At 45.3% G+C, this 21,180-nt stretch carries 37 protein-coding genes and 1 pseudogene; 35 read left to right on the top strand and 3 right to left on the bottom strand.

The features are described from left to right. Positions 1–168: 168 nt before the first annotated feature. On the top strand, positions 169–525 hold the full coding sequence (locus GVY43_RS07720; protein ID WP_159562771.1) for a hypothetical protein: 357 nt from the start codon (positions 169–171) through the stop codon (positions 523–525). Positions 526–652: 127 nt separating this feature from the next. Continuing rightward, on the top strand, positions 653–1,510 hold the full coding sequence (locus GVY43_RS07715) for an O-antigen polymerase (RefSeq protein ID WP_159562770.1): 858 nt from the start codon (positions 653–655) through the stop codon (positions 1,508–1,510). Positions 1,511–1,592: 82 nt separating this feature from the next. On the opposite strand, the gene GVY43_RS07710 is transcribed toward GVY43_RS07715, so the two are convergent. Next, complete coding sequence (locus GVY43_RS07710; RefSeq protein WP_159562769.1) at positions 1,593–2,288, bottom strand: LexA family transcriptional regulator; 696 nt, start codon at positions 2,286–2,288, stop codon at positions 1,593–1,595. Between the two features lie 164 nt (positions 2,289–2,452). Here GVY43_RS07710 and GVY43_RS07705 point away from each other — a divergent pair, with 164 nt between their 5' ends. The 4 genes from GVY43_RS07705 to GVY43_RS07690 are packed head-to-tail and all read left to right on the top strand — an operon-like array spanning position 2,453 to position 3,993. Further along, on the top strand, positions 2,453–2,671 hold the full coding sequence (locus GVY43_RS07705; protein ID WP_201302249.1) for a helix-turn-helix transcriptional regulator: 219 nt from the start codon (positions 2,453–2,455) through the stop codon (positions 2,669–2,671). A 32-nt stretch (positions 2,672–2,703) separates the two neighbouring features. Then, positions 2,704–3,459 (top strand): phage antirepressor KilAC domain-containing protein, encoded by a 756-nt coding sequence (locus GVY43_RS07700; protein WP_159562768.1) that lies wholly within the window; start codon positions 2,704–2,706, stop codon positions 3,457–3,459. A gap of 22 nt (positions 3,460–3,481) precedes the next feature. After that, complete coding sequence (locus GVY43_RS07695; protein WP_159562767.1) at positions 3,482–3,826, top strand: hypothetical protein; 345 nt, start codon at positions 3,482–3,484, stop codon at positions 3,824–3,826. After that, a complete protein-coding gene (locus GVY43_RS07690; RefSeq protein ID WP_159562766.1) occupies positions 3,823–3,993 on the top strand; it encodes a hypothetical protein in 171 nt (56 codons plus the stop codon). The genes GVY43_RS07695 and GVY43_RS07690 overlap by 4 nt, the downstream gene beginning before the upstream one ends. On the opposite strand, the gene GVY43_RS07685 is transcribed toward GVY43_RS07690, so the two are convergent. Beyond that, complete coding sequence (locus GVY43_RS07685) at positions 3,983–4,201, bottom strand: hypothetical protein (protein ID WP_159562765.1); 219 nt, start codon at positions 4,199–4,201, stop codon at positions 3,983–3,985. The genes GVY43_RS07690 and GVY43_RS07685 overlap by 11 nt on opposite strands. A 94-nt stretch (positions 4,202–4,295) precedes the next feature. Between GVY43_RS07685 and GVY43_RS07680 the strand changes: the two genes are divergently transcribed. Then, positions 4,296–4,475: a BC1881 family protein gene (locus tag GVY43_RS07680; protein ID WP_159562764.1), complete on the top strand. Its 180-nt coding sequence runs from the start codon at positions 4,296–4,298 to the stop codon at positions 4,473–4,475. A 12-nt stretch (positions 4,476–4,487) separates the two neighbouring features. Next, the gene (locus GVY43_RS07675; RefSeq protein WP_159562763.1) at positions 4,488–4,907 is read left to right on the top strand and encodes a hypothetical protein; all 420 of its coding nucleotides are present in this window, start codon (positions 4,488–4,490) and stop codon (positions 4,905–4,907) included. A gap of 1 nt (position 4,908) precedes the next feature. On the opposite strand, the gene GVY43_RS07670 is transcribed toward GVY43_RS07675, so the two are convergent. Next, the gene (locus tag GVY43_RS07670) at positions 4,909–5,148 is read right to left on the bottom strand and encodes a hypothetical protein (protein ID WP_159562762.1); all 240 of its coding nucleotides are present in this window, start codon (positions 5,146–5,148) and stop codon (positions 4,909–4,911) included. Between the two features lie 80 nt (positions 5,149–5,228). On the opposite strand from GVY43_RS07670, the gene GVY43_RS07665 reads away from it, so the two are divergent. From GVY43_RS07665 to GVY43_RS07540, 27 genes and pseudogenes are all read left to right on the top strand, one after another. Continuing rightward, a complete protein-coding gene (locus GVY43_RS07665; protein ID WP_159562761.1) occupies positions 5,229–5,495 on the top strand; it encodes a hypothetical protein in 267 nt (88 codons plus the stop codon). Beyond that, positions 5,476–5,667, top strand: coding sequence for a hypothetical protein (locus tag GVY43_RS07660; protein WP_159562760.1), 192 nt, complete (start codon positions 5,476–5,478; stop codon positions 5,665–5,667). The genes GVY43_RS07665 and GVY43_RS07660 overlap by 20 nt, the downstream gene beginning before the upstream one ends. A gap of 44 nt (positions 5,668–5,711) precedes the next feature. Beyond that, positions 5,712–6,071, top strand: coding sequence for a hypothetical protein (locus GVY43_RS07655; RefSeq protein ID WP_159562759.1), 360 nt, complete (start codon positions 5,712–5,714; stop codon positions 6,069–6,071). A 115-nt stretch (positions 6,072–6,186) separates the two neighbouring features. Continuing rightward, the gene (locus tag GVY43_RS07650; RefSeq protein WP_159562758.1) at positions 6,187–7,170 is read left to right on the top strand and encodes a YqaJ viral recombinase family protein; all 984 of its coding nucleotides are present in this window, start codon (positions 6,187–6,189) and stop codon (positions 7,168–7,170) included. A gap of 2 nt (positions 7,171–7,172) precedes the next feature. After that, positions 7,173–8,087, top strand: coding sequence for a recombinase RecT (locus GVY43_RS07645; RefSeq protein ID WP_159562757.1), 915 nt, complete (start codon positions 7,173–7,175; stop codon positions 8,085–8,087). A 138-nt stretch (positions 8,088–8,225) separates the two neighbouring features. Beyond that, positions 8,226–9,074: a helix-turn-helix domain-containing protein gene (locus tag GVY43_RS07640; RefSeq protein WP_159562756.1), complete on the top strand. Its 849-nt coding sequence runs from the start codon at positions 8,226–8,228 to the stop codon at positions 9,072–9,074. Beyond that, positions 9,071–9,358: a hypothetical protein gene (locus GVY43_RS07635; RefSeq protein ID WP_159562755.1), complete on the top strand. Its 288-nt coding sequence runs from the start codon at positions 9,071–9,073 to the stop codon at positions 9,356–9,358. Before GVY43_RS07640 ends, GVY43_RS07635 begins: the two co-directional genes overlap by 4 nt. Then, positions 9,355–9,537 (top strand): hypothetical protein, encoded by a 183-nt coding sequence (locus GVY43_RS07630; protein ID WP_159562754.1) that lies wholly within the window; start codon positions 9,355–9,357, stop codon positions 9,535–9,537. The genes GVY43_RS07635 and GVY43_RS07630 overlap by 4 nt, the downstream gene beginning before the upstream one ends. Then, positions 9,531–10,196 carry a hypothetical protein gene (locus tag GVY43_RS07625; protein ID WP_159562753.1) on the top strand — a complete coding sequence of 222 codons (666 nt, stop codon included), beginning with the start codon at positions 9,531–9,533 and terminating at the stop codon, positions 10,194–10,196. The genes GVY43_RS07630 and GVY43_RS07625 overlap by 7 nt, the downstream gene beginning before the upstream one ends. Then, positions 10,193–10,375, top strand: a complete 183-nt coding sequence (locus tag GVY43_RS07620) for a hypothetical protein (protein WP_159562752.1) — start codon at positions 10,193–10,195, stop codon at positions 10,373–10,375. Before GVY43_RS07625 ends, GVY43_RS07620 begins: the two co-directional genes overlap by 4 nt. Positions 10,376–10,391: 16 nt before the next feature. Then, on the top strand, positions 10,392–10,679 hold the full coding sequence (locus GVY43_RS07615; protein WP_159562751.1) for a hypothetical protein: 288 nt from the start codon (positions 10,392–10,394) through the stop codon (positions 10,677–10,679). Further along, the gene (locus GVY43_RS07610; RefSeq protein ID WP_159562750.1) at positions 10,648–10,836 is read left to right on the top strand and encodes a hypothetical protein; all 189 of its coding nucleotides are present in this window, start codon (positions 10,648–10,650) and stop codon (positions 10,834–10,836) included. The genes GVY43_RS07615 and GVY43_RS07610 overlap by 32 nt, the downstream gene beginning before the upstream one ends. After that, on the top strand, positions 10,796–11,014 hold the full coding sequence (locus tag GVY43_RS07605; RefSeq protein ID WP_159562749.1) for a hypothetical protein: 219 nt from the start codon (positions 10,796–10,798) through the stop codon (positions 11,012–11,014). The genes GVY43_RS07610 and GVY43_RS07605 overlap by 41 nt, the downstream gene beginning before the upstream one ends. Next, the gene (locus GVY43_RS07600; RefSeq protein ID WP_159562748.1) at positions 11,011–11,172 is read left to right on the top strand and encodes a hypothetical protein; all 162 of its coding nucleotides are present in this window, start codon (positions 11,011–11,013) and stop codon (positions 11,170–11,172) included. Before GVY43_RS07605 ends, GVY43_RS07600 begins: the two co-directional genes overlap by 4 nt. Continuing rightward, the gene (locus tag GVY43_RS07595) at positions 11,169–11,579 is read left to right on the top strand and encodes a hypothetical protein (RefSeq protein ID WP_159562747.1); all 411 of its coding nucleotides are present in this window, start codon (positions 11,169–11,171) and stop codon (positions 11,577–11,579) included. Before GVY43_RS07600 ends, GVY43_RS07595 begins: the two co-directional genes overlap by 4 nt. Positions 11,580–11,842: 263 nt before the next feature. Beyond that, complete coding sequence (locus GVY43_RS16090; RefSeq protein WP_256369428.1) at positions 11,843–11,977, top strand: hypothetical protein; 135 nt, start codon at positions 11,843–11,845, stop codon at positions 11,975–11,977. 12 nt (positions 11,978–11,989) lie between these two features. After that, positions 11,990–12,379 carry a hypothetical protein gene (locus tag GVY43_RS07590; protein WP_159562746.1) on the top strand — a complete coding sequence of 130 codons (390 nt, stop codon included), beginning with the start codon at positions 11,990–11,992 and terminating at the stop codon, positions 12,377–12,379. A 16-nt stretch (positions 12,380–12,395) separates the two neighbouring features. Next, positions 12,396–12,578 carry a DUF3797 domain-containing protein gene (locus GVY43_RS07585; RefSeq protein WP_159562745.1) on the top strand — a complete coding sequence of 61 codons (183 nt, stop codon included), beginning with the start codon at positions 12,396–12,398 and terminating at the stop codon, positions 12,576–12,578. 27 nt (positions 12,579–12,605) lie between these two features. Next, complete coding sequence (locus GVY43_RS07580) at positions 12,606–13,127, top strand: hypothetical protein (protein WP_159562744.1); 522 nt, start codon at positions 12,606–12,608, stop codon at positions 13,125–13,127. Further along, the gene (locus tag GVY43_RS07575) at positions 13,124–14,008 is read left to right on the top strand and encodes a hypothetical protein (RefSeq protein ID WP_159562743.1); all 885 of its coding nucleotides are present in this window, start codon (positions 13,124–13,126) and stop codon (positions 14,006–14,008) included. Before GVY43_RS07580 ends, GVY43_RS07575 begins: the two co-directional genes overlap by 4 nt. Before the next feature lie 24 nt (positions 14,009–14,032). Next, positions 14,033–14,500 (top strand): hypothetical protein, encoded by a 468-nt coding sequence (locus GVY43_RS07570; protein WP_159562742.1) that lies wholly within the window; start codon positions 14,033–14,035, stop codon positions 14,498–14,500. Between the two features lie 115 nt (positions 14,501–14,615). Beyond that, positions 14,616–15,710 carry a hypothetical protein gene (locus GVY43_RS07565; RefSeq protein WP_159562741.1) on the top strand — a complete coding sequence of 365 codons (1,095 nt, stop codon included), beginning with the start codon at positions 14,616–14,618 and terminating at the stop codon, positions 15,708–15,710. Between the two features lie 478 nt (positions 15,711–16,188). Then, entirely contained in the window at positions 16,189–16,650 is a 462-nt protein-coding gene (locus GVY43_RS07560) for a terminase small subunit (RefSeq protein WP_159562740.1), read from the top strand. Positions 16,651–16,662: 12 nt separating this feature from the next. Then, positions 16,663–17,970: pseudogene (locus GVY43_RS07555) on the top strand (PBSX family phage terminase large subunit). A gap of 47 nt (positions 17,971–18,017) precedes the next feature. Then, the gene (locus GVY43_RS07550) at positions 18,018–19,520 is read left to right on the top strand and encodes a phage portal protein (RefSeq protein ID WP_159562739.1); all 1,503 of its coding nucleotides are present in this window, start codon (positions 18,018–18,020) and stop codon (positions 19,518–19,520) included. Beyond that, on the top strand, positions 19,498–20,595 hold the full coding sequence (locus tag GVY43_RS07545) for a phage minor capsid protein (protein ID WP_159562738.1): 1,098 nt from the start codon (positions 19,498–19,500) through the stop codon (positions 20,593–20,595). Before GVY43_RS07550 ends, GVY43_RS07545 begins: the two co-directional genes overlap by 23 nt. A gap of 12 nt (positions 20,596–20,607) precedes the next feature. Beyond that, complete coding sequence (locus GVY43_RS07540; protein WP_159562737.1) at positions 20,608–21,174, top strand: hypothetical protein; 567 nt, start codon at positions 20,608–20,610, stop codon at positions 21,172–21,174. Positions 21,175–21,180: the final 6 nt, after the last annotated feature.

Genomic DNA, 21,180 nt, shown 5'->3' with positions numbered 1-21,180 from the left:
TCTCACTATCACTATATTCCATCTCGAAAACAAGAACAATAGTTCGTTAAATTAAGTGGAAGCGTTTCAAATTCGATATTCAGAGCATCTCATTATTGAAATTCATGTTGAATTCTATCGAGTAAAATTGAATGCTGAACTAATTTATATAAGTGGAGGTCAACTCAGATGAGATTTTCAAAGGACAGTTTTGTCAAAAATCCGATTATCACGGTTTTGGGAGCGGGATTATTAATCGTGTGTCTTATTACATGTATCCAATGGGTATCAGGCGAGATCAGAGAAGAACGAGAAATTGTCGCCTTAGAAAACGATGCGAATAAGAAATTAGAGAAAGTTGGTTATGGGATGAGCGAGGATGAAGTGGTATCGGTTCTCGGTAAGGTTCATAGTTCCACCCAATATGAAATAGACGAGAAACTCTATAAAATTCTCACATATGCTATCGAGGAAAAGTCGACATACCATTTGCGAATTATCTTGGTTGATGGGCGGGTGGATTCTAAGGAATTGGTTCATAGTTAGTAGTAACATTGGCGCCACTCTGAATTCAGTGATTAACGTTGTATCAATCCATATTTGAAAACATTTGGAATGGAATTTCACTTACAATACTATGAGTTTTACATATAATTCTTAGGAGGCGTTCATGGTGAGTTTTTATGAAAGAACATGGTTTATTATCCTAATGTTGATTTTTATTTTCCCTGTCGGATTGTATCTAATGTGGAAGTATAAAAAATTCAACAAAGTAGTACGGATCATTATCACTGTCATATGTGTGATTGCATTAATTGATAATATATTTGGAGAATCAAACGCTGGGAATACTAGTGTAAAAGAATCTACAACTGCAGAAACTGAGGCGAATGAATCGACTACTAAAAAAGTGGATGACAGTGAGAAGAAAAATAAAGAAAATTCTGAAGACGATAAATTAGAGCAAGAACAGACTGAAAAGGAAGAACAGAAGCGGTTAGAAGAACTTGAGAAGGATAAAGCTAAGGCTGAAAAGGAAGAACAGAAGCGGTTGGAGACAATCGAAAAAGAGAAAAAAGATAAAGAGCGGGAGCAGGCAGAGAAAAAGAAGGCAGATCAAGAAAAGAGAAAGAAAGAAAAAGAGGAGATTGCCTTAAAAGAGAACATGTTTGATGAACAACTCGAATTACAGGTTCAAGAATATGCAAAAGGACTTAAATTGATTAGTGAGTTTTTCATTTTTGTGGGTGATAATCCTCAATTGATGAATACAAGCGAGTACAGAAAATCAACTGATGAAATGATTGCTATGCTTAACCGCATGTTAACTAGTGCTAATAATTTAGAAGCCCCAAAATCGAAACAGGATGTCAAAAAAGATTATCAAGACATAATTACTACAACTCTTCATGCAGTTGATTTATTTGTAAGTGGCGGAAAAACTTATGATATGACCCAAATGGAAGAAGGAGCAATGAAGATGCAAGAAGTTAATGAAAAAATTGAATCTTTCGTTGATAAAGTTAACTAGAATCGCTATTTCTATTTGAATAATGATTGTACTCAAAAACCACCCTCTCGGGTGGTTTTTTTGTTTGCGCTACTATTGTTTTTTAGAACTTGAAATCCGGTGGCGACATGACGGCTACGAGCTTACCAATGACTCGAACGTCTTCGGCGGCTTCGTTGATAAACATCTGGGACTTGTATTCTGGGTTTGTACTACTCGGTTGAAGGACGATTCCATCCTCTAGTATTGCCACGCGTTTTAATGTTGCGTCGTTACCGTTGCAAATGACTGCGGCGACTTCACCTGATTCTACACGATCTGTTTTTGCAAGAATGGCGTAAAAACCATCAGGGATTATTTTATTCATCGAATCTCCACGAACAATAAGACCAAACAATTTATCTTTCCCATACTTGTTGACCAGTCGATCACCAATCTCTGTATCGGTCAGATTCTCGATAGCCTCTAGCGGAACTCCAGCAGATATACTTCCATACACAGGAATCTTATGCTTGGCTACTCCAATGTTCGTGATCGCCTCCGGGGGGAGGGGGGGGCCTTGACCGTGGGCGGTATACTTATTATCTGACACGAAATAACTAGTTGGTAATTTAAAAAATTCTGCGATTTCGGCGACTTTACCCATTCTAGGGGCAGCCCTACCTTTTTCCCATGCCGATACGGTAGTTGTGCCAACACCTAACTTTTCGGCTAACTCGCCTTGTGTCAAATTGTATTGTAGCCGTTTCTCTTTGATCCTACTTCCGATGCTATCTTTCAATTCCTCATCTTTATACACTTCTTTCACCTCCTAACCGACAATTAATTATAAATCAATTGCACCAAAATGTAATTCAATCATTATTAAAAAAGAACAAAGAACTATTTTGTATAATTAAATTGCAATTAAGTGTTGACTATTGCAATTTAATTGATTATTATGATGTCAAGGAGGTGAAACAAGTGAGACGTTTTACCATGAGACAAGCGCGACTTATGGCCGGACTGAAGCAACAAGAAGTGGCTGATAAACTAGGCTTATCCTTGAATGGGTATAGAAACATCGAAAATTACGAATCGAAGTTTCGCGTAGATACAGCCTACCAGTTCGCTGAAATCGTGGGATTAGATATAAAAGAGGTTATTTTTTTTAGAGATGATTGCAATTTAATTGCACTTTAGGTTTTTGCACAAATAATTATAGGAGGCGCACCATGAATCAGTTGGTTAAGACGTTTGAAGGTCAGAACGTGCGAATTGCCGGAACATCAGATAATCCTTTATTTGTTTTATCAGATGTATGTAAGGTACTCGAAATTGGTAATCCTAGTCAGGTGAAAGTTCGACTTGAGGAACACCTCATTACAAATGAGGTGTTCCAAACTGCAACCGGAGCTAAGTTAATGACAGTCATCAACGAGGACGGACTATACGACGTCATCTTGGACAGTCGCAAACCACAGGCTAAGCGATTCCGAAAGTGGGTGACGTCGGAAGTCCTCCCATCGATCCGTAAGCACGGCGCATATATGACGCCGGACAAAATCGAGGAGGTGTTGCTGAATCCGGACACGATTATCAAGCTGGCTCAGAACTTGAAAGACGAGCAGGAGAAACGATTGGAAGCTGAACGAATCATCGTTGAACAGCAACCCCTCGTCGAATTCGCGAACACGATTGCGAACGACAAGCGAGGCATTTTGATTCGGGACTTCGCGAAGGTCATCAGTAAGCAAGGACTTTCCATCGGAGAGAAGCGTTTGTTTCAGTGGATGCGACATCGTGGGTACCTCATGCGAAACAACAGACCGTATCAGCGCTACGTTGAAATGGGAGTGCTAGAGCTCATCGAGCGTCCAATCGTTCGCACAGAAGGCACAGAGATCAAGTTCACGCCACGGATCACAGGCAAGGGTCAGGAATACTTCTTCAACAAGTTGCGTGAGGAGTATCAACTGGTTAGCGTGTGATGACCCGAAAGGAGGCACGGGGATGGGATACAAGGACGTTGTATTATTAGTGTTTGTATTAACGGTGTTAATACTTTTAGCACTAGCGATGTTTGAACAAGAAATAAAAATGGCTATGCGAAAGCGGAGAATTCCGACCCAAACGTATAGGGTATTCGTGACCGGAAATTACAAGGGATCTTTCATCGGTGAAGGTGACGCTAAAGTACCTATCAACTTTCAATTCGAAGACGGAATACGTGTAGAAAGTTTAGCTAAAGCCAATCCAAGTCACGACATCTACATGAAGGCGAAGATTGACCCGAAGACATGGGAAGTCCTCTCAGTCGAAGGCTACACATTGAAACCCCAGGAGGAAGCGGAATGAGTGAACAACAAAAAGCCCCTGCTGGAACAGAGGCTTCAGATAATTTAGTCAAAAAAATAGATGTAATTGAATCGATTGCTAGACTGTTAGATTCTGCAAATAATCTGATTGAAGCAACGACCGATTACACGTTAGAAGTTCGTTTGGTTAAAAAAACTAATCCTTGATGTTTAAGGTGAAGTTGATTTCTTCGTTACAAACTGGACATCTTTGTTTGCCTGGTTTGATTGAGATAAGAGATTTACAGTGCGGACATTCAATATCGTAGGATTTGTTTTGCACTGCATGAATTGTTTTTTCTCTTAATTGTTTCTCCAGGTCTCTTGAAAATTTTCTCATATCAGATTTGCTTCCTAAATTATATTTGTTTTTCATGTTTTCACCTCCCTTCTAATTATGATTCTACTTTATAAATGGAAAATAAAGGCGAGGAAAATAAAAAACGGATCGAACAAAAGGAGAATGAAAAATGACGAACATCAAAACTGATTTAACGAACGTATCCACCAAAGATTTGAGTGAGGAGTTAGCTAAGCGCACCGGAGTTCGAACTCGTGTTGTGGATGTTGATTCAAAAGTGATTTTGTTTGAAGGTGCGGAGCAAGAAGTAATTTCCGGACCGGCAATCGTTATCATCAATCAAGACTGAGGAGGAAGCGGAATGAGTGAACAATTGAATCAAGAATTGACAGGTGGAAAGTTGAAAAGTTGGCAACGAAGTCGACAGGAAATCGAGGAGGAAGAGCGTGAACGTGTTGATGGGTTGGTCGAGTCCATCAAAGAGATGGACATTCCATGGCGGCATGCTCTCCAAATGTTGACTAAGGTGACAGATACCATTGAAGAATATGAGCGGCGACGGATCAAGCGACTTGATCAACAAACGGCAATGATTACCGAAATTAAAGATTTGTTGTTAGAGGCTAATCGTTTGACGCTTAAGAATTCAAATAACGCTCGTCGTTTAAAAGTATCGGTTGTCTCAAATGACGAGAATGAAAGAATCATTATCGAATTACCGTTAGCAACACTGAATGAGGCACTCCAACAGAAAGCCCCTGCTGGAACAGAGGCTGACTAAATCACTGATTTCGATTTTTTTCCTTATGAATTTCTTTGCAACAGAAACCACAACCGTCAAATTCTTTTTTGTAAGGTTTGACCGAAAATGCATCTAAAAACTTCGCGTTTTCTAGAGCTTCTTCAGGGCTGGTTGCGCCAGGGATTTCAACCATCTCATCAGGCTTATGCGAACAGGCATATGTGTGAATTTCATGCTTTCCATGTTCAGCCGGATTTGGATTATAACCGTATTTACTCATACTCTCACCTCCCTTCACTGGGAGGCTAGCACAACATTTGGTAAATAAATTTCAAAAATAGCAGATTAGGAGGTCAAAGTATGAAACCGCATACAATTGTGATGCACCCGTCACTCACGAAGGCTAGCGAGGTGCAAGTGAAAACGCATAGTGGTACGGAAGTACGCTTTATCAACTTTGAAGAAAAAGGTTATCTCGAGATGATTGTTGATGATGAATTAGGCGAACGTGCATCTGTCTTGATGAACGTAGCGGACATTGACGAGGTATGTAAGGCGATGTGGATTTGTGCAGAGACTGCTGAAAGTGGTGGGGAGGTTGAGGAATATGGGACGGAAGAAAGATAATTTTGAAGCCTTGGGGTACACATTTCGAGAATTTCGTAAGGACGGTACAGAAGTTGACACGAGCAAGCCTTTGTATATCCCAGCGGAAAAGACATGCGAGGTCATGAGCATTCTTAATCCGGGCATGAAGTTTGTACCTTGTGAGGATGAGAAGGCAGAAAAAGTGAAATAAAAAAGACCGGTGGCAAGTCCGGTCCCGAAAGGAGAATACATGTCATGCAGGATATCATACACGACGTGGAGATCGAAATCATCAAGCGTCATCTAGCACATGGTCGCTCGGGAGTCGATCACCTAGTGTCCCTGGTCTTTATCGACGAGGAACAACTGAGAAAATTTGATATTTGGAAACAGTATATCACATGTATGTCCGAGTTGCGAGATGTCGACAAGTTGTGTCGCTGTGCTTTAACACTTTCTAGCGTTGATTTTGCAAAACATTACCGTTTTGTCGACTGGGAAAGAGCCGTCGAGTTCGCGCTGATTTCATTGGCACGTTCAAAACGGATGTCCGAAGGGCTGTATCTCTTACGGATGGACCGAATCTATCAAACGGAACAGGAGGGGATGAAATGAGGGGTTATCTGATCGGTAGCATGTCGCCTTATTACGAGGTGGAACGTGAACACGACGAGATGATGTCGTGGGAGGAAGAGCAGGACTATATCCGTGAGATTGAGGAGGCTGAATGATGACGATGGTCACAATCGCAAACACAAGCACCATGACTCGCCAAGAGTGGTTGGAGCTACGCAAGAAAGGAATTGGCGGCAGTGATGCTTCTGCCGTCGTCGGACTCAACAAGTATAAATCTCCATTCATGTTGTTCCTAGAGAAGACCGGGCAGGTCGAAGCAGACGAAATTTTCGAAACGGATGAGGATGGCGCCTTCATCAGTGGGAGCGAGGCGGCATACTTCGGGACAAAGGATGAGGCGGCTGTAGCAGCTGAATTCTCCTTACGTACAAAATTGAAGGTTCGGCGTGATAACCGCATGATGGCCCACAAAGATCACCCTTGGATGATTGCCAATATTGACCGCCGAGTCGTAGGGACGAACGAAATCTTGGAATGCAAGATTGCAAGTGAATATCTGAAAGGCGAGTGGGAGGGTGATGATCTTCCGCAAGAATACTACATCCAAGGGATGCACTATCTCGCTGTGACAGGCGCAGAAGCTGTATGGTTTGCCGTCAAGATTGGTGGAAACAAGTTCGTCTACAAACGAATTGAACGTGACGAGGACGTTATCGAGAACTTGATCGCCATCGAGAAAGACTTCTGGGAGAACCATGTCATGACAGGGAACGCGCCTGATATTGACGGCTCAGATGCCTCGACAGGCTTCTTGAAGGCACTTTATCCAGTCGGAGAGACAGGGGCAGAAATCGAGCTTCCTGACGATGCTGAACCACTGATTGAACAGTATCACAATGCGAGTGAGCAACTTGATCTGTACAAGAAGCAGAAGGCAGAGGCGGAGAACAAGCTAAAGGCATTAGTTGGGGAGGCTGAGATTGGTCTCGCACAGAGTCATCTCGTCGAATGGAAGACGGTGAAGGCACGCGAGATGCTCGACAGCAAGGCATTACGAGCCGAGCACCCTGACATCTATACCAAATTCGTCAAAGTCGGGAAGCCGACACGACGTTTCGCAATCAAGGAGGCTAAATAAGCATGGCAAAAGTAGCAGACGTAAAAAATCAACTCGCGAACCGTGCATCACAGGCACCGGCTCAGACACAACATCCCGAGAAGATGCTGAAGGCACTCATCAACGACAACTATAAAGCGATCCAGTCTCTTGTTCCAAAGCACGTCACACCGGAGCGATTGGCACGGTTGGCCATCAACGCGGCGACAAGGAACCCGAAGCTGTTCGACTGTGACCAGGCGACATTGATTGGCGCCATCGTTAACTGTGCGGCCCTCGGTCTGGAGCCAAACCTTATTGGGCACGCCTATATCATACCGTTCTACAACAGAAAGACGAAGAAGATGGAGGCACAGTTCCAAATCGGATATAAAGGGGCCATCGATTTATCTAGACGTTCGGGCGAATTGAAACAGATTTATGCCCACGAGGTCTATGAAGGAGACGAATTCGACTATTCATATGGACTCAACAAGGATTTGCATCATATCCCTTGTGGTGAATCAAATCCGGACAAGGTGACTCATGTCTATGCGGTCTATCACCTCAAGGACGGCGGAAATGATTTCGTTGTGATGAATAGGGAGCAGATTGAAATGCATCGGGACCGGTTCACGAAATCAAAACACGAAGGTAAGGTAACCGGTACGTGGATAGAACATTTCGTCGAGATGGCGAAGAAGACGGTCATCATTCGACTTCTCAAGACGGCACCACTATCCATCGAACGGGATGACGGGAACGTCCAACACCTCGCTGAGCTCATCAACACGGACAATAGCATCTCTCGTGTACGTGAATCGACAGTGACGAGTCAGGCGGTCATCGACGCCACGTATGCCGAGCCGGAGCCGGTCGAGCAGGAAGCTGAAGTGATTGAACCGGAACCCGAACCAAGCGAACCGCCACCTGTGACGAAAGATGATCTCCCGTTCTGATGTGGCTGCGTCTCCACTACCTGAGGGACGGGCGTCCGGAGACGATGGTCTTCTATGCCCGTTCCAACGAGGACATCCACGACCTGATGGAGGAGTTGTCGGCAGAGTACCAGCGTTATGAGAAATGGAGTGAGTGAGATGGGACAGGGACGTATCAACCGTGTCCGGAAAGAAAGTAACTTCGTGATGATGGATAAAGGTTTTTTGCAAAGCCCGTCACTATCAGCGAAAGCTAAAGGATTGTTGGCGTATATTCTGAGTCTGCCGAACGATTGGATTCTATACAAATCAGAATTAACTAGACATTTCACAGATGGTAAGGATTCCATTCGTACGGCTCTTAAAGAGCTTGAATCAAAAGGATATATCACGCAGGAAGAGATTCGAGACGAAAAGGGGAGGATCATGCATCACAACATCACTGTTTATGAGCATCCTATCCATTGCGGATTTACCGCAACGGATAACCCGCAACGGATAACCCGCAGCGGTAAACCCGCCACTACTAATAATAATAGTACTAATAATGATTTAACTAATAATGACTTAACTGAGAGAGAGACTCTCTCTGAAAGTCTGGTGAACCATTATCAGAATCAATATGGAAATATTCCTGCCACTGTCGTGACTGCGATGGAGAAGTTCCTCGACAAGGGATTCGAGGCTGAACTCATCATGGAGGCAATCAACGTTGCCGTCGAGAAAGCAAAGCGCTGGGATTATGCTGCAGGCATTCTCCGTAAACTCGAAAACGAGCACAACGTGAAAACGCTCGAAGGATATGAACGTCTCGTCCAACAGAAGAAGCAACGGACCGGGAACACCTCAACCCATCAGAAGGTACCCGACTGGCTGGAGAAGGACGAGCAGGAACAACGGATCTACGAGAAGCAGAAGACCGAGGAACTGATGAGTGACGTCCCAACGGATGAGGAGCTCATGAGGCAGTTGCGAGAGCTAAGAGGCACAAGGGAGGCGACAGGATGAAACTCAATGTTTATTTGAAAAGTGGAGAGAAATTAGAGCTACGTTATCCAAAAAGGAAGTCGAGTGAAACCGAACCAGGCTTGATCAAAGACGAAGAATCATTTGAATCATTTATACGTGACGTTGATGCATTAAATAGACTGGAAGAAATGGCGAAAGTTGCGGAATTCATCGTGTTAGGAAATCGTCTGAAACAAATGACTATCCGAATAGAAGATATCGAAGGTTACGAACTTACGGCTTGGAATTACCCAATCGAACCGTTTCAGGAGGCAAAACGATGACGTGCAAGTGTGGGCAAAAGGCAGAAGTACAGCAACCAAACATCTTTGGAGAAATCGAGGATTTGTGCCGGGACTGTTTTAACAGTCTTGGACACCCTGAGGTAAAAACAGAATTCGAAGATGGATTGTTCGAAGCACTAAACATTACTGAACGAAAAGGAGACACGGCGACATGTTGAATTTTGTACACGGAAACTTATACAGCACAGCTCTAGAACTTTCTCGAAAGTTCACAACGAAAAATGAAATCAGACCGGTTTTGAACTACGTGCATCATACAAACGATGGGCGGATGGAAGCGACGGACTCACACCGGGCTATCATGTTCCACGACATCCATGGGTTCGAGAAAGATTATTTAGTTCATCCGAAGACATTCAATATCGCGACTGGTGATTTTCCGGAACTACCTAAGCTATTTGAAAACACAGGCTATGAACATGTCGTCACACTCTCGAAAGAGCAAATCATGTTATGGCTCCAATTGTTCCGTTCGATCAATAACACATTGAGAACAATGAAAGTCGGTCAACGTACGGATTCGAATAAGCCGGTCCATCTTCATTTCAAACAAGACTACGTGAATGTAACTTTAGCCGGTCTAGATGTAAGTATGAAACTGCCTGCATCCGTCCTCAAACCAGGATTCGAACCGATTGCAGTAAATGCAGAATTCATCCGTGACACGATGGAGGTTTTCTCAAAGATGGAGACTCAAGAGATTCAGATACGGTTACACGGAGCTTTGCGGCCAATTCTTTTCGAGGACAAAGGGAAAATTGAAATCCTTGTGTTGCCGATCCGTGGGGGTTATCCGATTGAGGAGGCTGAGGAATGAAAATTGACGCTGAATATACAGAAGAAATCACATGCCCTTATTGCGGTTATGCTCCGGGTGATTCGTGGGAGAGGGCCGATTCAGATAGGGACTATTGCGAGAATTGTGATAAAGAATTTTTCTATGAAAGAAACGTGGCGGTCACATATAGCTCTCAAAAGATTGAGGAGTGCGAATGATGAAAGGAGAATGAGCATGCACGCTCAAAAATGGGCCACATCGCTTCAAGACGCGAAACGGTACTACGAGTATCGGGACGTCATCGTCGAAGCCATAGCGAGGCACAGACGCACCGGAAAAGCCACCTGGTTCCATCACCACAGCGGACGACGTATCTACGTTAGCGACCGCTGCTACTACCTCCTCGCAGGCAGTGACGAACCGGTCCAGGCAGAGATGACGCAGGCAATCACCGAGCTCTTGCGCGGTGGATGGGAACGGGTGATCAACCATGGCACGGAAAAAGCAACGCATTCGCTATAAGGGAACGCGCGAAGAGTGGCTGACACGGATGGACGAGGGGCACCGCTGTACCCTCTTCATCCCGGCCGGCGAGCAACACGAAATCCAAAAACTCGTCAAGGAAGGATGGGAACGACGTGAATACAGAACTGTTGGCCCGACGAAAGGTAAAGCATGAGCGCGCATTGAGACGCGCGAAGAACGAGAAGGAGCGCTCTAAGGCGCAACGTGAGCTTCAAGAACTCGTGCCTCATATCATCCGGCTCACATTCGAGGAGAAGCTCGCGTACAACAAAGAAGTACGTCGGCTATTGGCTAAGAAACTCGGGATACCGAAGAAGGGGGCGAGGAAGTGAGACGCAAGGAGTTGCGACACATCGCCTCTAAAGGGTTCGGCTGGTATTGCTCGTGCGGGGCATGTCGGGCAGAACATAAGTCTAACAAACAAGCCAAGAACCGCTTGTTCCGAAGACGGATGAGACAGAGAGATCGAATGAAAGGGGCAGAAGAATGACGCTCGAACAGTTGAAACATAGAATCGCCTTGTTACCCACGCATACACAAGACGAAATCGTGAAGGCGTATACCGAGATGCGAGACATCGCAACAGACTACATCGATAAAAGTATCGATAAGATGCATGCCCTTTCGACTGAGAACATCGAATTGATTGGTGAGAACGCAAGGCTCGAGTCTAAGATTAAAGAACTAGAATCTGTCATCGGCATAGGGTGGCCGGCGCAACTCGAAGGCAACAAACCATACCGCCTTTATCTGAACGGCGAATATTACGGCTCAGGAGGGTTTGCGTATATGGTCGAGCTCATGCACGAATGGGTTGTGGTCCGTGATTGCTATGGGGCAAGTAAGGTTGAGTTTGAGATTAGGGAGGCGGAGAAGTGGAGAAACCAAAAAACATGAAAAAAGCGAGTGATGCTATAAAGTTTTTAATGTTTATCGCGCTGTTCACATTTACTGTTGTCTCGGCATTCTCAAGTGAATGGATCATGGCAGGCTTGGGAATTTTGGTGATAATAGTTCTTCGGTTGCTACCGTATAGGCACAACAAGCGCGAACTTATGTTTCAGATGATTTGGATAATTATCGGAGTCGTCAGTTCAGTCCTCACGGCGCTCATCTTGGCGTATTTGTCTTATTAAACTATGAATTGGGGAGTGAAGGGAATGGATTTTAAAAACAAAACGTCGAAAGAACTGAACATAGATCGTGCTGGAAAATGGATTGCGATTTACCTGTTTATACTCGGACTCGGATTGCTAACGGCAGCGACAGTCAAACTGATTATGTGGATGTTTTAAGGAGGAATAACATTGAAAAAATCATTACGTTCAATCATTGCTATCACATTACTCACGGTCATTCTTGCGGGATGTACAGAGGCGGATGTGGTATCCGACAACCTGTCCAAGTCAGCGGATTCATTCGAGGTGGAGCGACGCGTCGTGTTCTTCAACGGCATCACAGACAACTATCTCCTTACCATCGAAGGGCTTTGCTCGATTTACGAAGACGGCAAGCAACTTGAGGTATCCTGCAAGACTGGCAAGGAGGAATACAAGAAGCATTTCTTAGGACTCAGTGACAACGTCAGCTATTTTGTCGAACAGACGGACGCCAAATACGAAGACGCCTTCCATTACAAGGTTCTCTTCCGCCCAGAGCAAATCATCCCGGACATCGAACTACAGACGAGCGAATGATAGGAGCGTGGATCATATGAACGCGATGAGAACGTTGGAATTGATACAGAAGTACAACGAATGCCCAGTGTGTGGTAGCAACAAGGTTGGGAATGGCGCAGGAAAGTTGATCGTGGAAGAGGAGAAGTTCTATCGTTCATGCAAATGCGGTTGGGAAGTAGAAACAGACGAATATGGAAATGAAGTGCACTACAACTAATGACCGATGAATAGGGGGCGGATCAATATGGATATGAGCAAATTCGAGAAGATTGACGGAGAAAAAGCTTTAATTTTACTTGCTGAGGGTCAAAAAATATTTACCGCCAAAGGTGAAGCTTGTTATATTGACAAGCAAACGAAAAACGTAATGATGAATTGGGGTGTATATACGGAAGGTGTAGACGTCTCACTAGAAGATGTTTTCCGTATCCAATGGTACATCCCTAAACCCTTCGATGTGCGACAAGCGATGCGAGAACGCCCGAATGAGTGGGTGGGGGCTTACTACGATGACGAACTTGAACAAATTGAACAGCCTTGGTTAAAGGTTGGGTTTGACCCAGAACGAGTGATGGTTGTGAAAGCTCATCACACCTTCAGGGGGAAGCCTTCTAGGGTAATTTCCCCCGCTGATCAGTTGCATCACTACACACCTTCGCCGAAGGATTTGAATAAGTGTATACCAATCGAGGACGTACCCGAGGAGGGGACAATCTACGGAATGAAAACAAGCGTAGCTATTTGTGACGAGGAGACGACACAATGACAAAACCAAAGTGGATGGAACTGAAACAGGAACATGTTAAGGAATTCGCCAAAATGATTAAGAGAAGCGTAGGGAAACGAGGAAAGGATGAAACAAAAACATATTCGACTCTTGATAAAAAAAGTATTGAAAAAGAAGTCGAAGAGTGGGCGAAAAAAATAGAGTCAAAAGAAAAGGAAATATCGAGTTTGTCGAATGATGATATTCTCAAAGATTCGTATGGACATTGGATGGCGCAATCTTTCCCCAATCTAGATACAGGATACGAAAACTTAAGTTTGGATACGGGAGAAGTGATAATCCCAATTTCCACGAAAATTTTAAACCTTACTACACAGGAGGAAAAGAATATGAATAATCATGAAAAAACTATCGGACGTGTGGCGTTAGAACGATTACTCAATAATGAACGTATCTACGATGAAACTGGAGTAGGATATCAGTTATCAGAACACGTAAACCACCCGTTCTTATATGTTTGCGTTGATCAGCATAATATCGTTCAAGACGATGCGGAGTTCGCCAATCCATTAGCCCTTCATGAAGTGTTTAAAAAGCACTGGTACGTCGAGAAAGAAATGAGTGAACACTTAAAAGCGGTTGTAGAACAATTCAAAAAATCTGAGAAATTAGCTAAGGCGATGACCGAACAAGGATTGTTATATGATCATGTTGTTATCGGAGATGAGGACCATAAAGAGTTCTTTGATCACTTAAACAATTTAACCGTTGAAGAAAAAGCAGAATTCACGAAAATTCTAGAAGATTCGAATTACAGAGTTCCATTTAAGGTCAATTACAGCGTTAAACGATTCCATGGGATGAAAATCGCTGGGCAAGACAAGCTCTTCACGGAAAAGGACTTGGAACAACGCGGATAACCAGTAAAAAGGAGCGTGCATGCGATGGAACAGATGAAGTGGACCGAGACGCGCGTCAAGGATGACAAACGCCTGCGGAAGCGCGTGGATGAGCTCTTGCAACGCTATTATCGTTTGCCGTTGCTCATCCAGCAGGCGGAGGAGACGATCAACGGAGGACCGGAGTATCTACCGCCGTCCTCTTTGGTCGTGAATTACACCCCTAGCGAGGTCCAGAACAACCCGCACCCGATGAAGGAGCAGCAACACCATGATTATGCGGTCAAACAGGCGAAGAAGGAGTTGGTCGTACTCAAGAACGAGTTCGGGAAGCTCCATGCGATCCGCTTCTATCTCTCGCAAGACGAGCTCACGGTGTGGGACGAGAAGTATAACCGACGCTTCGTCCGCGACACTCATGTCATCGACCGTCTAGGTTGGGGGAACGAGCGGTATTATAAGGCACTGGACGGTCTCAGAGGGCAGATCGCCGATGTGTTCCGTCTCTGGTAGCGGTTTCAAAAAAGAATTCTGACTGTTCCGTTTTTGAACAACCATTTTATCCCTTTCCTTGTATAATATTTTGGACATCCGAATGGATGATCATCCCAAGGAAGGGGAATTACATATGTACAAGACTTGGAACAAAGCACTCGCCGTCGTCGTGACGTTGACGATGGTCATCTCGCTATTCGCGGGAATCCCGCCGAAAGCACAGGCGGAAGAGAGCAACACGTACGAGGCGTTACCCGCACCACCTATGATTATGCCGATGGCCGTGAATCCGGACTATCCGCAGATGGAAAAGCCTTATGTTGAACCATATTTGATGGAGGACGGAAAAGGGAGCCTGTATGTTGAATGGGATGAAGTGGAAGGTGCTGAGAAGTATCAAGTAATTCTATTCAACGGGTCCTACCACAGTTATTGGGATACTCCAGCCGACCAACCTTATTTCTCAACAGCCGGCAAAGGAATGTTCCCTACTGCAGAACAGTTGGAAGCTGGTCAAGTCGATTTCAGACGTGATGGCACTGGGACAGATTTTGCGGTGAATCCGCAAGCGTTATATCAAAAGGCGTATGAGAAGAATGGTGGGTTAAACTATTCGACCTCGAACAAATACTATGTCCGCGTGACTGCAGTGATGCAGGAAGGTGCGTATCCGATTTCTTATGCGACAGAGGTGGATCTCTCGACAGAAAAACCAGATGTACCTGTAGATCAACTTGATCCAGTAGCTCAAGTTCAGGCGGAGGCCTTTATTAGTAGTACGGAGGAAGGATTTGAGATTACTAATGAAAATGAAATGACAGATTTGCTTGGAAATGAGAATTATTCAATCATTCAGGAAAATGTCACTGTTGCAAATAATTTGTTACGTGATATTTCGGTTGAGGATTACCTCACTGAAGTTGATGAAACTGACAATAGCATTATAGTTGTTGATCCATATGAAATAACTCCATTTGGAGTTGGAGTGACTAAGCTTAAATTTTATTTTTGGGGTATAAGAGTGTACCTCTCAAAATACACACTTACATCTACAGGAGGAGCCTTGACTATGTTGGGTATTGCTAATGCTAAACATTTACTTGGCACTGTCGCAGCGATAGTAGGAGTTCCATTGCAAATGGTACGACATGGAATAAGATTTGATTTATTTTACGCTGCGACTATGAATTGGAAAGTGAAGTTTGTCAGGAATGTAAGGTGGCAATAAAATGTCTTTTTGGGAAAGGACAATAAAAAAGTTTTTTAATCCATATTTGGAGCCAAAAGACATATTGTTTACTCTGATAGTCCTAGTTTTTTATCAATACTGTGTATATACAGATAATCAGTTTTTATCACACGTGGTTACACGCACAACCATATTGGTGGTATTCATAATTTATATGAGATATCTAATTGCATATCGGACAAAGCAAAAACGGAAAAGCGAAAACACCAGGTAAAAAACAGAAGGAAAACAGAAGGATTTCAGAAGAGTTTTGTCCGGAATCCCGTGTATAGTGAGTAATATAGGCAAGACCAACAAAACAATCTAACGCAGAGAGGCGCTCCTTAGGGGCGTCTTTTTTGTCGTTTGAATCGTGAGGGGCTGGCAGACATGAGCCGTGCGGACAGCCTCCTTCCCCTCCTGTTTCAGCCCCTTGCGATTGAGATGACAAAACGGGAAGGATGGTGGTGAACATGCCGTGAATAAACTGACAGCCAAACAGGAGAAGTTCGTCCTGAATGTCGTATCTGGCATGAGCCAACGGGCCGCTTATCGTGACGCCTATCCGAACAGCAAGATGAAAGATAGTGTTGTAGACGTTAAGGCTTCTGAATTATTGAAAAGCGGTAAGGTAAAGGTAAGGTACGACGAGTTGATGCAGGAGGCACGTAAGGACTCAATCTGGACGCTTGAGAAGTCCGTTGATAGCCTTTATTTCATGATGGAGCAAGCGAAGGAGGACATCCTTTCTCAAGGTGTACGCCAAGCGAATAGTAACGCATTCATCGCCTCAGTTAAAGAACTGAACACGTTGATGAACATCTACGAGCAATCTAAGCTCCAAAATGAATACCTTAAAGCGAAATTGGAGTTGCTCAAATCAGATAACGATGATCTAGGATTGCTGAAAGAATTGATGAGAATCACTATGGAAGATTAGGGGGGTGGTCACATGTCTTCAATCATTTTTGGCGAGAAACAGAAACGTTTAATCAAACTGCCTTTTGATGTCACGCTGGAAGTGAGTGAAGGTACGTAGACGCCTCGATCTGGCAAGACGACAGCGGGTATTTTTCGAATGGCACGCTTTTATCTGGAGACAGAAGATGAGAACCATCTGCTGGTCGGATATAACCAGGAACAAGCGTATCGCCTTTTCATCGAAGGTGACGGGTTCGGGTTGAAAAATATCTTTGGTCGATACGCGAAAGTCAGTCATGACGAGAACGGCGATCATCTACAAATCAGAACGCCGAAAGGAATACGGAAAATATTCTATAAAGGTGGCGGGAAAAGCGACAGTCACAAGGCCATTACAGGTATGTCTCTCGGATCGGTCGTGTTCTTAGAAATCAACTTATTACACATAGATATGATCCAAGAGTGTTTTCGACGAACCTTTGCAGCAAAGAATCGTTATCATCTGGCTGACTTGAACCCGCCCGCTCCGAACCATCCGATTATCAAAGAGGTATTTGAGGTTCAAAAGACACGCTGGACGCATTGGACGATACACGACAATCCAATTTTGACTGAGGAACGTAAGAAAGAAATTTACGATACGCTTTCAAAAAATCCATACTTGTTTGCCCGGGATTGGGAAGGAAAACGTGTCATGCCGGAAGGTGTCATTTACGCGATGTTCTCGATGACGGACCATATCAAACCTCATCTTGAAGGAAGACCGGTCGAGATGTATTTTACCGCTGACGGCGGACAGAGCGACGCGACATCCTGTAGCTGTAACATCGTCACAGAGAGTCGAGGAGCGGACGGGAAGTACGTCTATAAGCTGAACCGTGTCGCCCACTTCTATCACAGCGGGAAGGAGACGAAACAAGCGCGCGCCATGTCAGAGTATGCAAGAGACATCGACGAATTCATCCGATGGTGCACGGACCAGTTCAGCATGAACTATACACGTATCTATGTGGACCCGGCTTGTCGCTCGTTACGTGAAGAATTGAGGTTGATCGGGAGACCGACGGAGAAGGCAGACAATAACGCAAGGGACATCAAAGGTAGCTCGAAAGGAATCGAGGTCGGGATTGAGCGTTTACAGAACGCGATATCGGACGGCCTTTTTTGTTTGGTCGAACGTTCGGACGAACGATATGACCACGACAATCTGATCCGTGAGCTGGGCATGTACGTTCGAGACAAGAACGGGAAGCCGATTGACGATTGGAACCACGCGCTAGATGAGGCGAGATATGCCAATAACTATTTTTATAAACGATATGTCGCGAGAGGGGTGTAAGGATGTTCAAAACGCTCTGGAGTCGCATAAAGGGGGTGTTGCATAGCATGGGATTCATCAAAGGGATCGCAAAGGTCACAGATATTCAAGGGACCACTGTCAGCGATGAGATGTATCAAGCAATTGATCGCTGGCTCTGCCTGTATCAAGGGAATGTCGAGAGCTTTAGCTGGTCATCACGTCCAAAACTTGTCTGGAAAGTCCAAGAAGATGGAAAGTCCGCACGCGTACTGAGAACATTGAACCTACCGAAATTGATTGCACAAGAGATGGCACAGCTCACATTCAACGAGAAGTTCGTGCTGAACATCTCGGACGAGCGGATTCAATCGTTCATCGACGAGACGTTCAAAATGAACAAGTTCGGAACGCGGATGCAGGAACATTTCGAAGTGATGTATGCGACGGGCGGTGTGGCCGTCGAGGCGTACGTCGAAGGTGGCGCGGTTCGGCTCAACTATATTCATGCGAACAGCTTCTATCCTATCGCATGGGATTCGAGCGGGAAAGTATCAGAAGCCGTGATCATATCTGACGATTTCGTTCAAGGAAATGAACGCTATCGCTTGCTACGGTGGCACGTTTGGGAGAAAGTCGGTGACCAAAAACTGTATACGATTCGGAACCGTCTCTATAAGGCGGACCGTAACGATAAGGATGACATCGGGATTGAAGTCTCACTCGACTCTGTTCCACGATACGCGGACGTCGAGGCGGTCATCAGCATACAGGGATTGAAGAATCCTTTGTTCGCTTACACGAAACCGGCGACGAAGAACAACGTGGATATCACCAGTCCGCTCGGTATCAGTCTTTTCGCCAATGCGATTGATACCATACACACCATCGACTATGTATTCGACAGCTTCGAAAATGAGTTTTCGATGGGGAAGAAACGCATCCTTGCTAGTGAACAGGTGTTAGAGACCGTGGACGAAAAGGGCCAACTGGTCACCCGATTTAATGCCGATACGTCCGTCTATACGCCGCTAAACTTTGGAGATACTGATACTCCTATCAAAGAAATTGATTTTAGCTTACGAGTCGAAGAACACTTGTCAGCAATCAATGGGCTACTGGAAACATTGAGTGCGCAGATTGGGTTTAGCTCAGGGACGTTTACGTTTGATGGACAATCCGTCAAGACAGCAACAGAAATCATCAGCGAGAAGTCCAAGACGTATCGCACGAAGCAGACAAACGAGGTCAACAGTATCGAACCGTTCATAAGAGATATCGTCGCCATGATTCTGGATGTCGCGACGGCAGCGGGACTCATCCCACCACCTGGTGACTATGAGATCAACGTCGCGTTTGATGACTCAATCGCCGAGGACAAGAAAGCGACAACGGAGCTCCAAATCCTACGAGTCGGGGCGGGGCTACAATCAAAATTGGATGCAATCATGCTTCTCGATCGTCTGGACGAAGAAGCGGCGCGTGAGAAGTTGCGACGTATCCAAGAGGAAGAACGGGCTGTCATGACACGTGACCCGCTCATGAGCGGAATCGGGGAGGGACTAGACGATGCCGACACCGACCCAGTATGACCAATCTAGTTTGTTCGTCAACGAGCTCTATCTCGAATTAGAGCGTGAGATGCTGACGAAGATTGGACGGTTATTGGCAACAAATAAAGTCATCACCTCGGACAATGTCATCAACTGGCAGGTCGAGCGGTTGCAATTGCTCGGCCGTTTGAATGATGAACAGATACGATTGATCGCCAAGACATCGCGAAAGACACCGGAAGCGGTCAAGCAATGGTTGAACGAAGTCGGGATGATGTCTGCTGAAGAAATCGAACCAGGCATACGGGAAGCATTACCCGATCTGCCTGTACCGGCAATCAGTGAGTCGAACCGGATTCTCGAAACCATCCTACTCTTTGAATCGAATGCACAAGACACGCTGAACCTGATGAACTCGACGATGCTTGCCACGTCGACACAGGCGGCGCGAGATATCGTCTCCAAAGTGACTGCCGAAGTGCTGACAGGAGCGAAGACGCACGATCAGGCATTACGTACCGCTGCACGACAGCTCGCCTCTCAGGGCGTGACTGCCCTCGTCGACAAGGCGGGGAAGAAATGGTCCGTCGAGGGATACATGCCGATGATGACGCGTGCCATTTCCGCTCAGACCGCTGCTAAAGTTCAAGAAGCACGGATGGACGACTACGACATCGACTTGGTCGAGATCAGCTCACACGCCGGGTCTAGACCGTCACATATTCCGTATCAAGGAAAGATTTACAGTAGGAGTGGGAACAGTCGACGTTATCCGTCTTTGAGTGAGACGTCCTACGGGTCGATCACTGGTATTGTGACAGGAATCAACTGTCGGCATGTCATGTACCCATATGTACAAGGGAAGTCCATCAAGCGATACGAGCCATATGACAAAAAGGAAAGTGAGGAACTGTACAAGCTCACTCAACGTCAACGGGCTATCGAGCGGGAGATACGGGCCGCAAAACGAGAGTTACGGATGATGGAACAATTACGCGATGAGACAGGCATCGCAGAAGCAAAAAAACTGATACGTGAGCGGCAAGCGAAGATGCGTCTATTCATCGATGAGCATGAACTGACACGCCGCCGTAATCGTGAACAAATTGTTTAGGGAGGGATGTAGATGTCACGTGTAGTACGGGATGTACAGGGAGAGGACGGTAGGTTCCGCGTCTCTGGCGTCATCAAGAACCCGACAAGTCTAGCGGCCACGAGTGCAAACGCACTTGTGTTCAGTTTGCACTTCGATTCTGATACCAAATTGGTCCCTACCCAAAGTTGCCGGTTGAAGTATAACCGGACGGACAACATCAACAGTATTTTCACTTCTTATGTATACCTTCGCAAGATAGACGCCGCGCCACTCACTCCACAGGCCTTTTTCAAAGGTGGGACGCCACGGTATGGCTCTGGTGACGTGGTGATTGAGAGTCGGGTCGAGACGAGACCGAGGAACACGATTTGTAATGCGCAGTTCGTCGGCATCAACGGCTGGGTCGACGCTGCGGAATCTTACAGAATCGCCCGAAACACAACAGGTGAGATTTTCCAAGACATCAAAATCCCGTTCGCCGATTTCTTAGAGGGTGACGCGGTCTACGAGCTCGCGCTCGTCATCGGGGCATCTGATGCATCGATCGTCACGGGTAGTTTCAGCTTCGATTTCGTCGAGACGCATCAAGGTTACTGATTCATG

Source organism: Exiguobacterium sp. 8H, from assembly GCF_902506255.1.
Taxonomy (GTDB): domain Bacteria; phylum Bacillota; class Bacilli; order Exiguobacteriales; family Exiguobacteriaceae; genus Exiguobacterium; species Exiguobacterium profundum.
This window is presented reverse-complemented; position numbering and strand designations above follow the sequence as displayed.

Excerpts from the sequence above, each read along its gene's own strand:
- GVY43_RS07540 (WP_159562737.1), top strand. The coding sequence starts at position 20,608 with ATGTCACGTGTAGTACGGGATGTACAGGGAGAGGACGGTAGGTTCCGC.
- GVY43_RS07680 (WP_159562764.1), top strand. The coding sequence starts at position 4,296 with ATGACGAACATCAAAACTGATTTAACGAACGTATCCACCAAAGATTTG.
- GVY43_RS16090 (WP_256369428.1), top strand. The coding sequence starts at position 11,843 with ATGGATTTTAAAAACAAAACGTCGAAAGAACTGAACATAGATCGTGCT.
- GVY43_RS07645 (WP_159562757.1), top strand. The coding sequence starts at position 7,173 with ATGGCAAAAGTAGCAGACGTAAAAAATCAACTCGCGAACCGTGCATCA.
- GVY43_RS07675 (WP_159562763.1), top strand. The coding sequence starts at position 4,488 with ATGAGTGAACAATTGAATCAAGAATTGACAGGTGGAAAGTTGAAAAGT.
- GVY43_RS07635 (WP_159562755.1), top strand. The coding sequence starts at position 9,071 with ATGAAACTCAATGTTTATTTGAAAAGTGGAGAGAAATTAGAGCTACGT.
- GVY43_RS07695 (WP_159562767.1), top strand. The coding sequence starts at position 3,482 with ATGGGATACAAGGACGTTGTATTATTAGTGTTTGTATTAACGGTGTTA.
- GVY43_RS07580 (WP_159562744.1), top strand. The coding sequence starts at position 12,606 with ATGGATATGAGCAAATTCGAGAAGATTGACGGAGAAAAAGCTTTAATT.
- GVY43_RS07665 (WP_159562761.1), top strand. The coding sequence starts at position 5,229 with ATGAAACCGCATACAATTGTGATGCACCCGTCACTCACGAAGGCTAGC.
- GVY43_RS07700 (WP_159562768.1), top strand. The coding sequence starts at position 2,704 with ATGAATCAGTTGGTTAAGACGTTTGAAGGTCAGAACGTGCGAATTGCC.
- GVY43_RS07595 (WP_159562747.1), top strand. The coding sequence starts at position 11,169 with ATGACGCTCGAACAGTTGAAACATAGAATCGCCTTGTTACCCACGCAT.
- GVY43_RS07685 (WP_159562765.1), bottom strand. The coding sequence starts at position 4,201 with ATGAAAAACAAATATAATTTAGGAAGCAAATCTGATATGAGAAAATTT.
- GVY43_RS07660 (WP_159562760.1), top strand. The coding sequence starts at position 5,476 with ATGGGACGGAAGAAAGATAATTTTGAAGCCTTGGGGTACACATTTCGA.
- GVY43_RS07615 (WP_159562751.1), top strand. The coding sequence starts at position 10,392 with ATGCACGCTCAAAAATGGGCCACATCGCTTCAAGACGCGAAACGGTAC.
- GVY43_RS07565 (WP_159562741.1), top strand. The coding sequence starts at position 14,616 with ATGTACAAGACTTGGAACAAAGCACTCGCCGTCGTCGTGACGTTGACG.
- GVY43_RS07570 (WP_159562742.1), top strand. The coding sequence starts at position 14,033 with ATGGAACAGATGAAGTGGACCGAGACGCGCGTCAAGGATGACAAACGC.
- GVY43_RS07575 (WP_159562743.1), top strand. The coding sequence starts at position 13,124 with ATGACAAAACCAAAGTGGATGGAACTGAAACAGGAACATGTTAAGGAA.
- GVY43_RS07690 (WP_159562766.1), top strand. The coding sequence starts at position 3,823 with ATGAGTGAACAACAAAAAGCCCCTGCTGGAACAGAGGCTTCAGATAAT.
- GVY43_RS07630 (WP_159562754.1), top strand. The coding sequence starts at position 9,355 with ATGACGTGCAAGTGTGGGCAAAAGGCAGAAGTACAGCAACCAAACATC.
- GVY43_RS07640 (WP_159562756.1), top strand. The coding sequence starts at position 8,226 with ATGGGACAGGGACGTATCAACCGTGTCCGGAAAGAAAGTAACTTCGTG.
- GVY43_RS07625 (WP_159562753.1), top strand. The coding sequence starts at position 9,531 with ATGTTGAATTTTGTACACGGAAACTTATACAGCACAGCTCTAGAACTT.
- GVY43_RS07545 (WP_159562738.1), top strand. The coding sequence starts at position 19,498 with ATGCCGACACCGACCCAGTATGACCAATCTAGTTTGTTCGTCAACGAG.
- GVY43_RS07655 (WP_159562759.1), top strand. The coding sequence starts at position 5,712 with ATGCAGGATATCATACACGACGTGGAGATCGAAATCATCAAGCGTCAT.
- GVY43_RS07585 (WP_159562745.1), top strand. The coding sequence starts at position 12,396 with ATGAACGCGATGAGAACGTTGGAATTGATACAGAAGTACAACGAATGC.
- GVY43_RS07650 (WP_159562758.1), top strand. The coding sequence starts at position 6,187 with ATGACGATGGTCACAATCGCAAACACAAGCACCATGACTCGCCAAGAG.
- GVY43_RS07720 (WP_159562771.1), top strand. The coding sequence starts at position 169 with ATGAGATTTTCAAAGGACAGTTTTGTCAAAAATCCGATTATCACGGTT.
- GVY43_RS07670 (WP_159562762.1), bottom strand. The coding sequence starts at position 5,148 with ATGAGTAAATACGGTTATAATCCAAATCCGGCTGAACATGGAAAGCAT.
- GVY43_RS07550 (WP_159562739.1), top strand. The coding sequence starts at position 18,018 with ATGGGATTCATCAAAGGGATCGCAAAGGTCACAGATATTCAAGGGACC.
- GVY43_RS07620 (WP_159562752.1), top strand. The coding sequence starts at position 10,193 with ATGAAAATTGACGCTGAATATACAGAAGAAATCACATGCCCTTATTGC.
- GVY43_RS07610 (WP_159562750.1), top strand. The coding sequence starts at position 10,648 with ATGGCACGGAAAAAGCAACGCATTCGCTATAAGGGAACGCGCGAAGAG.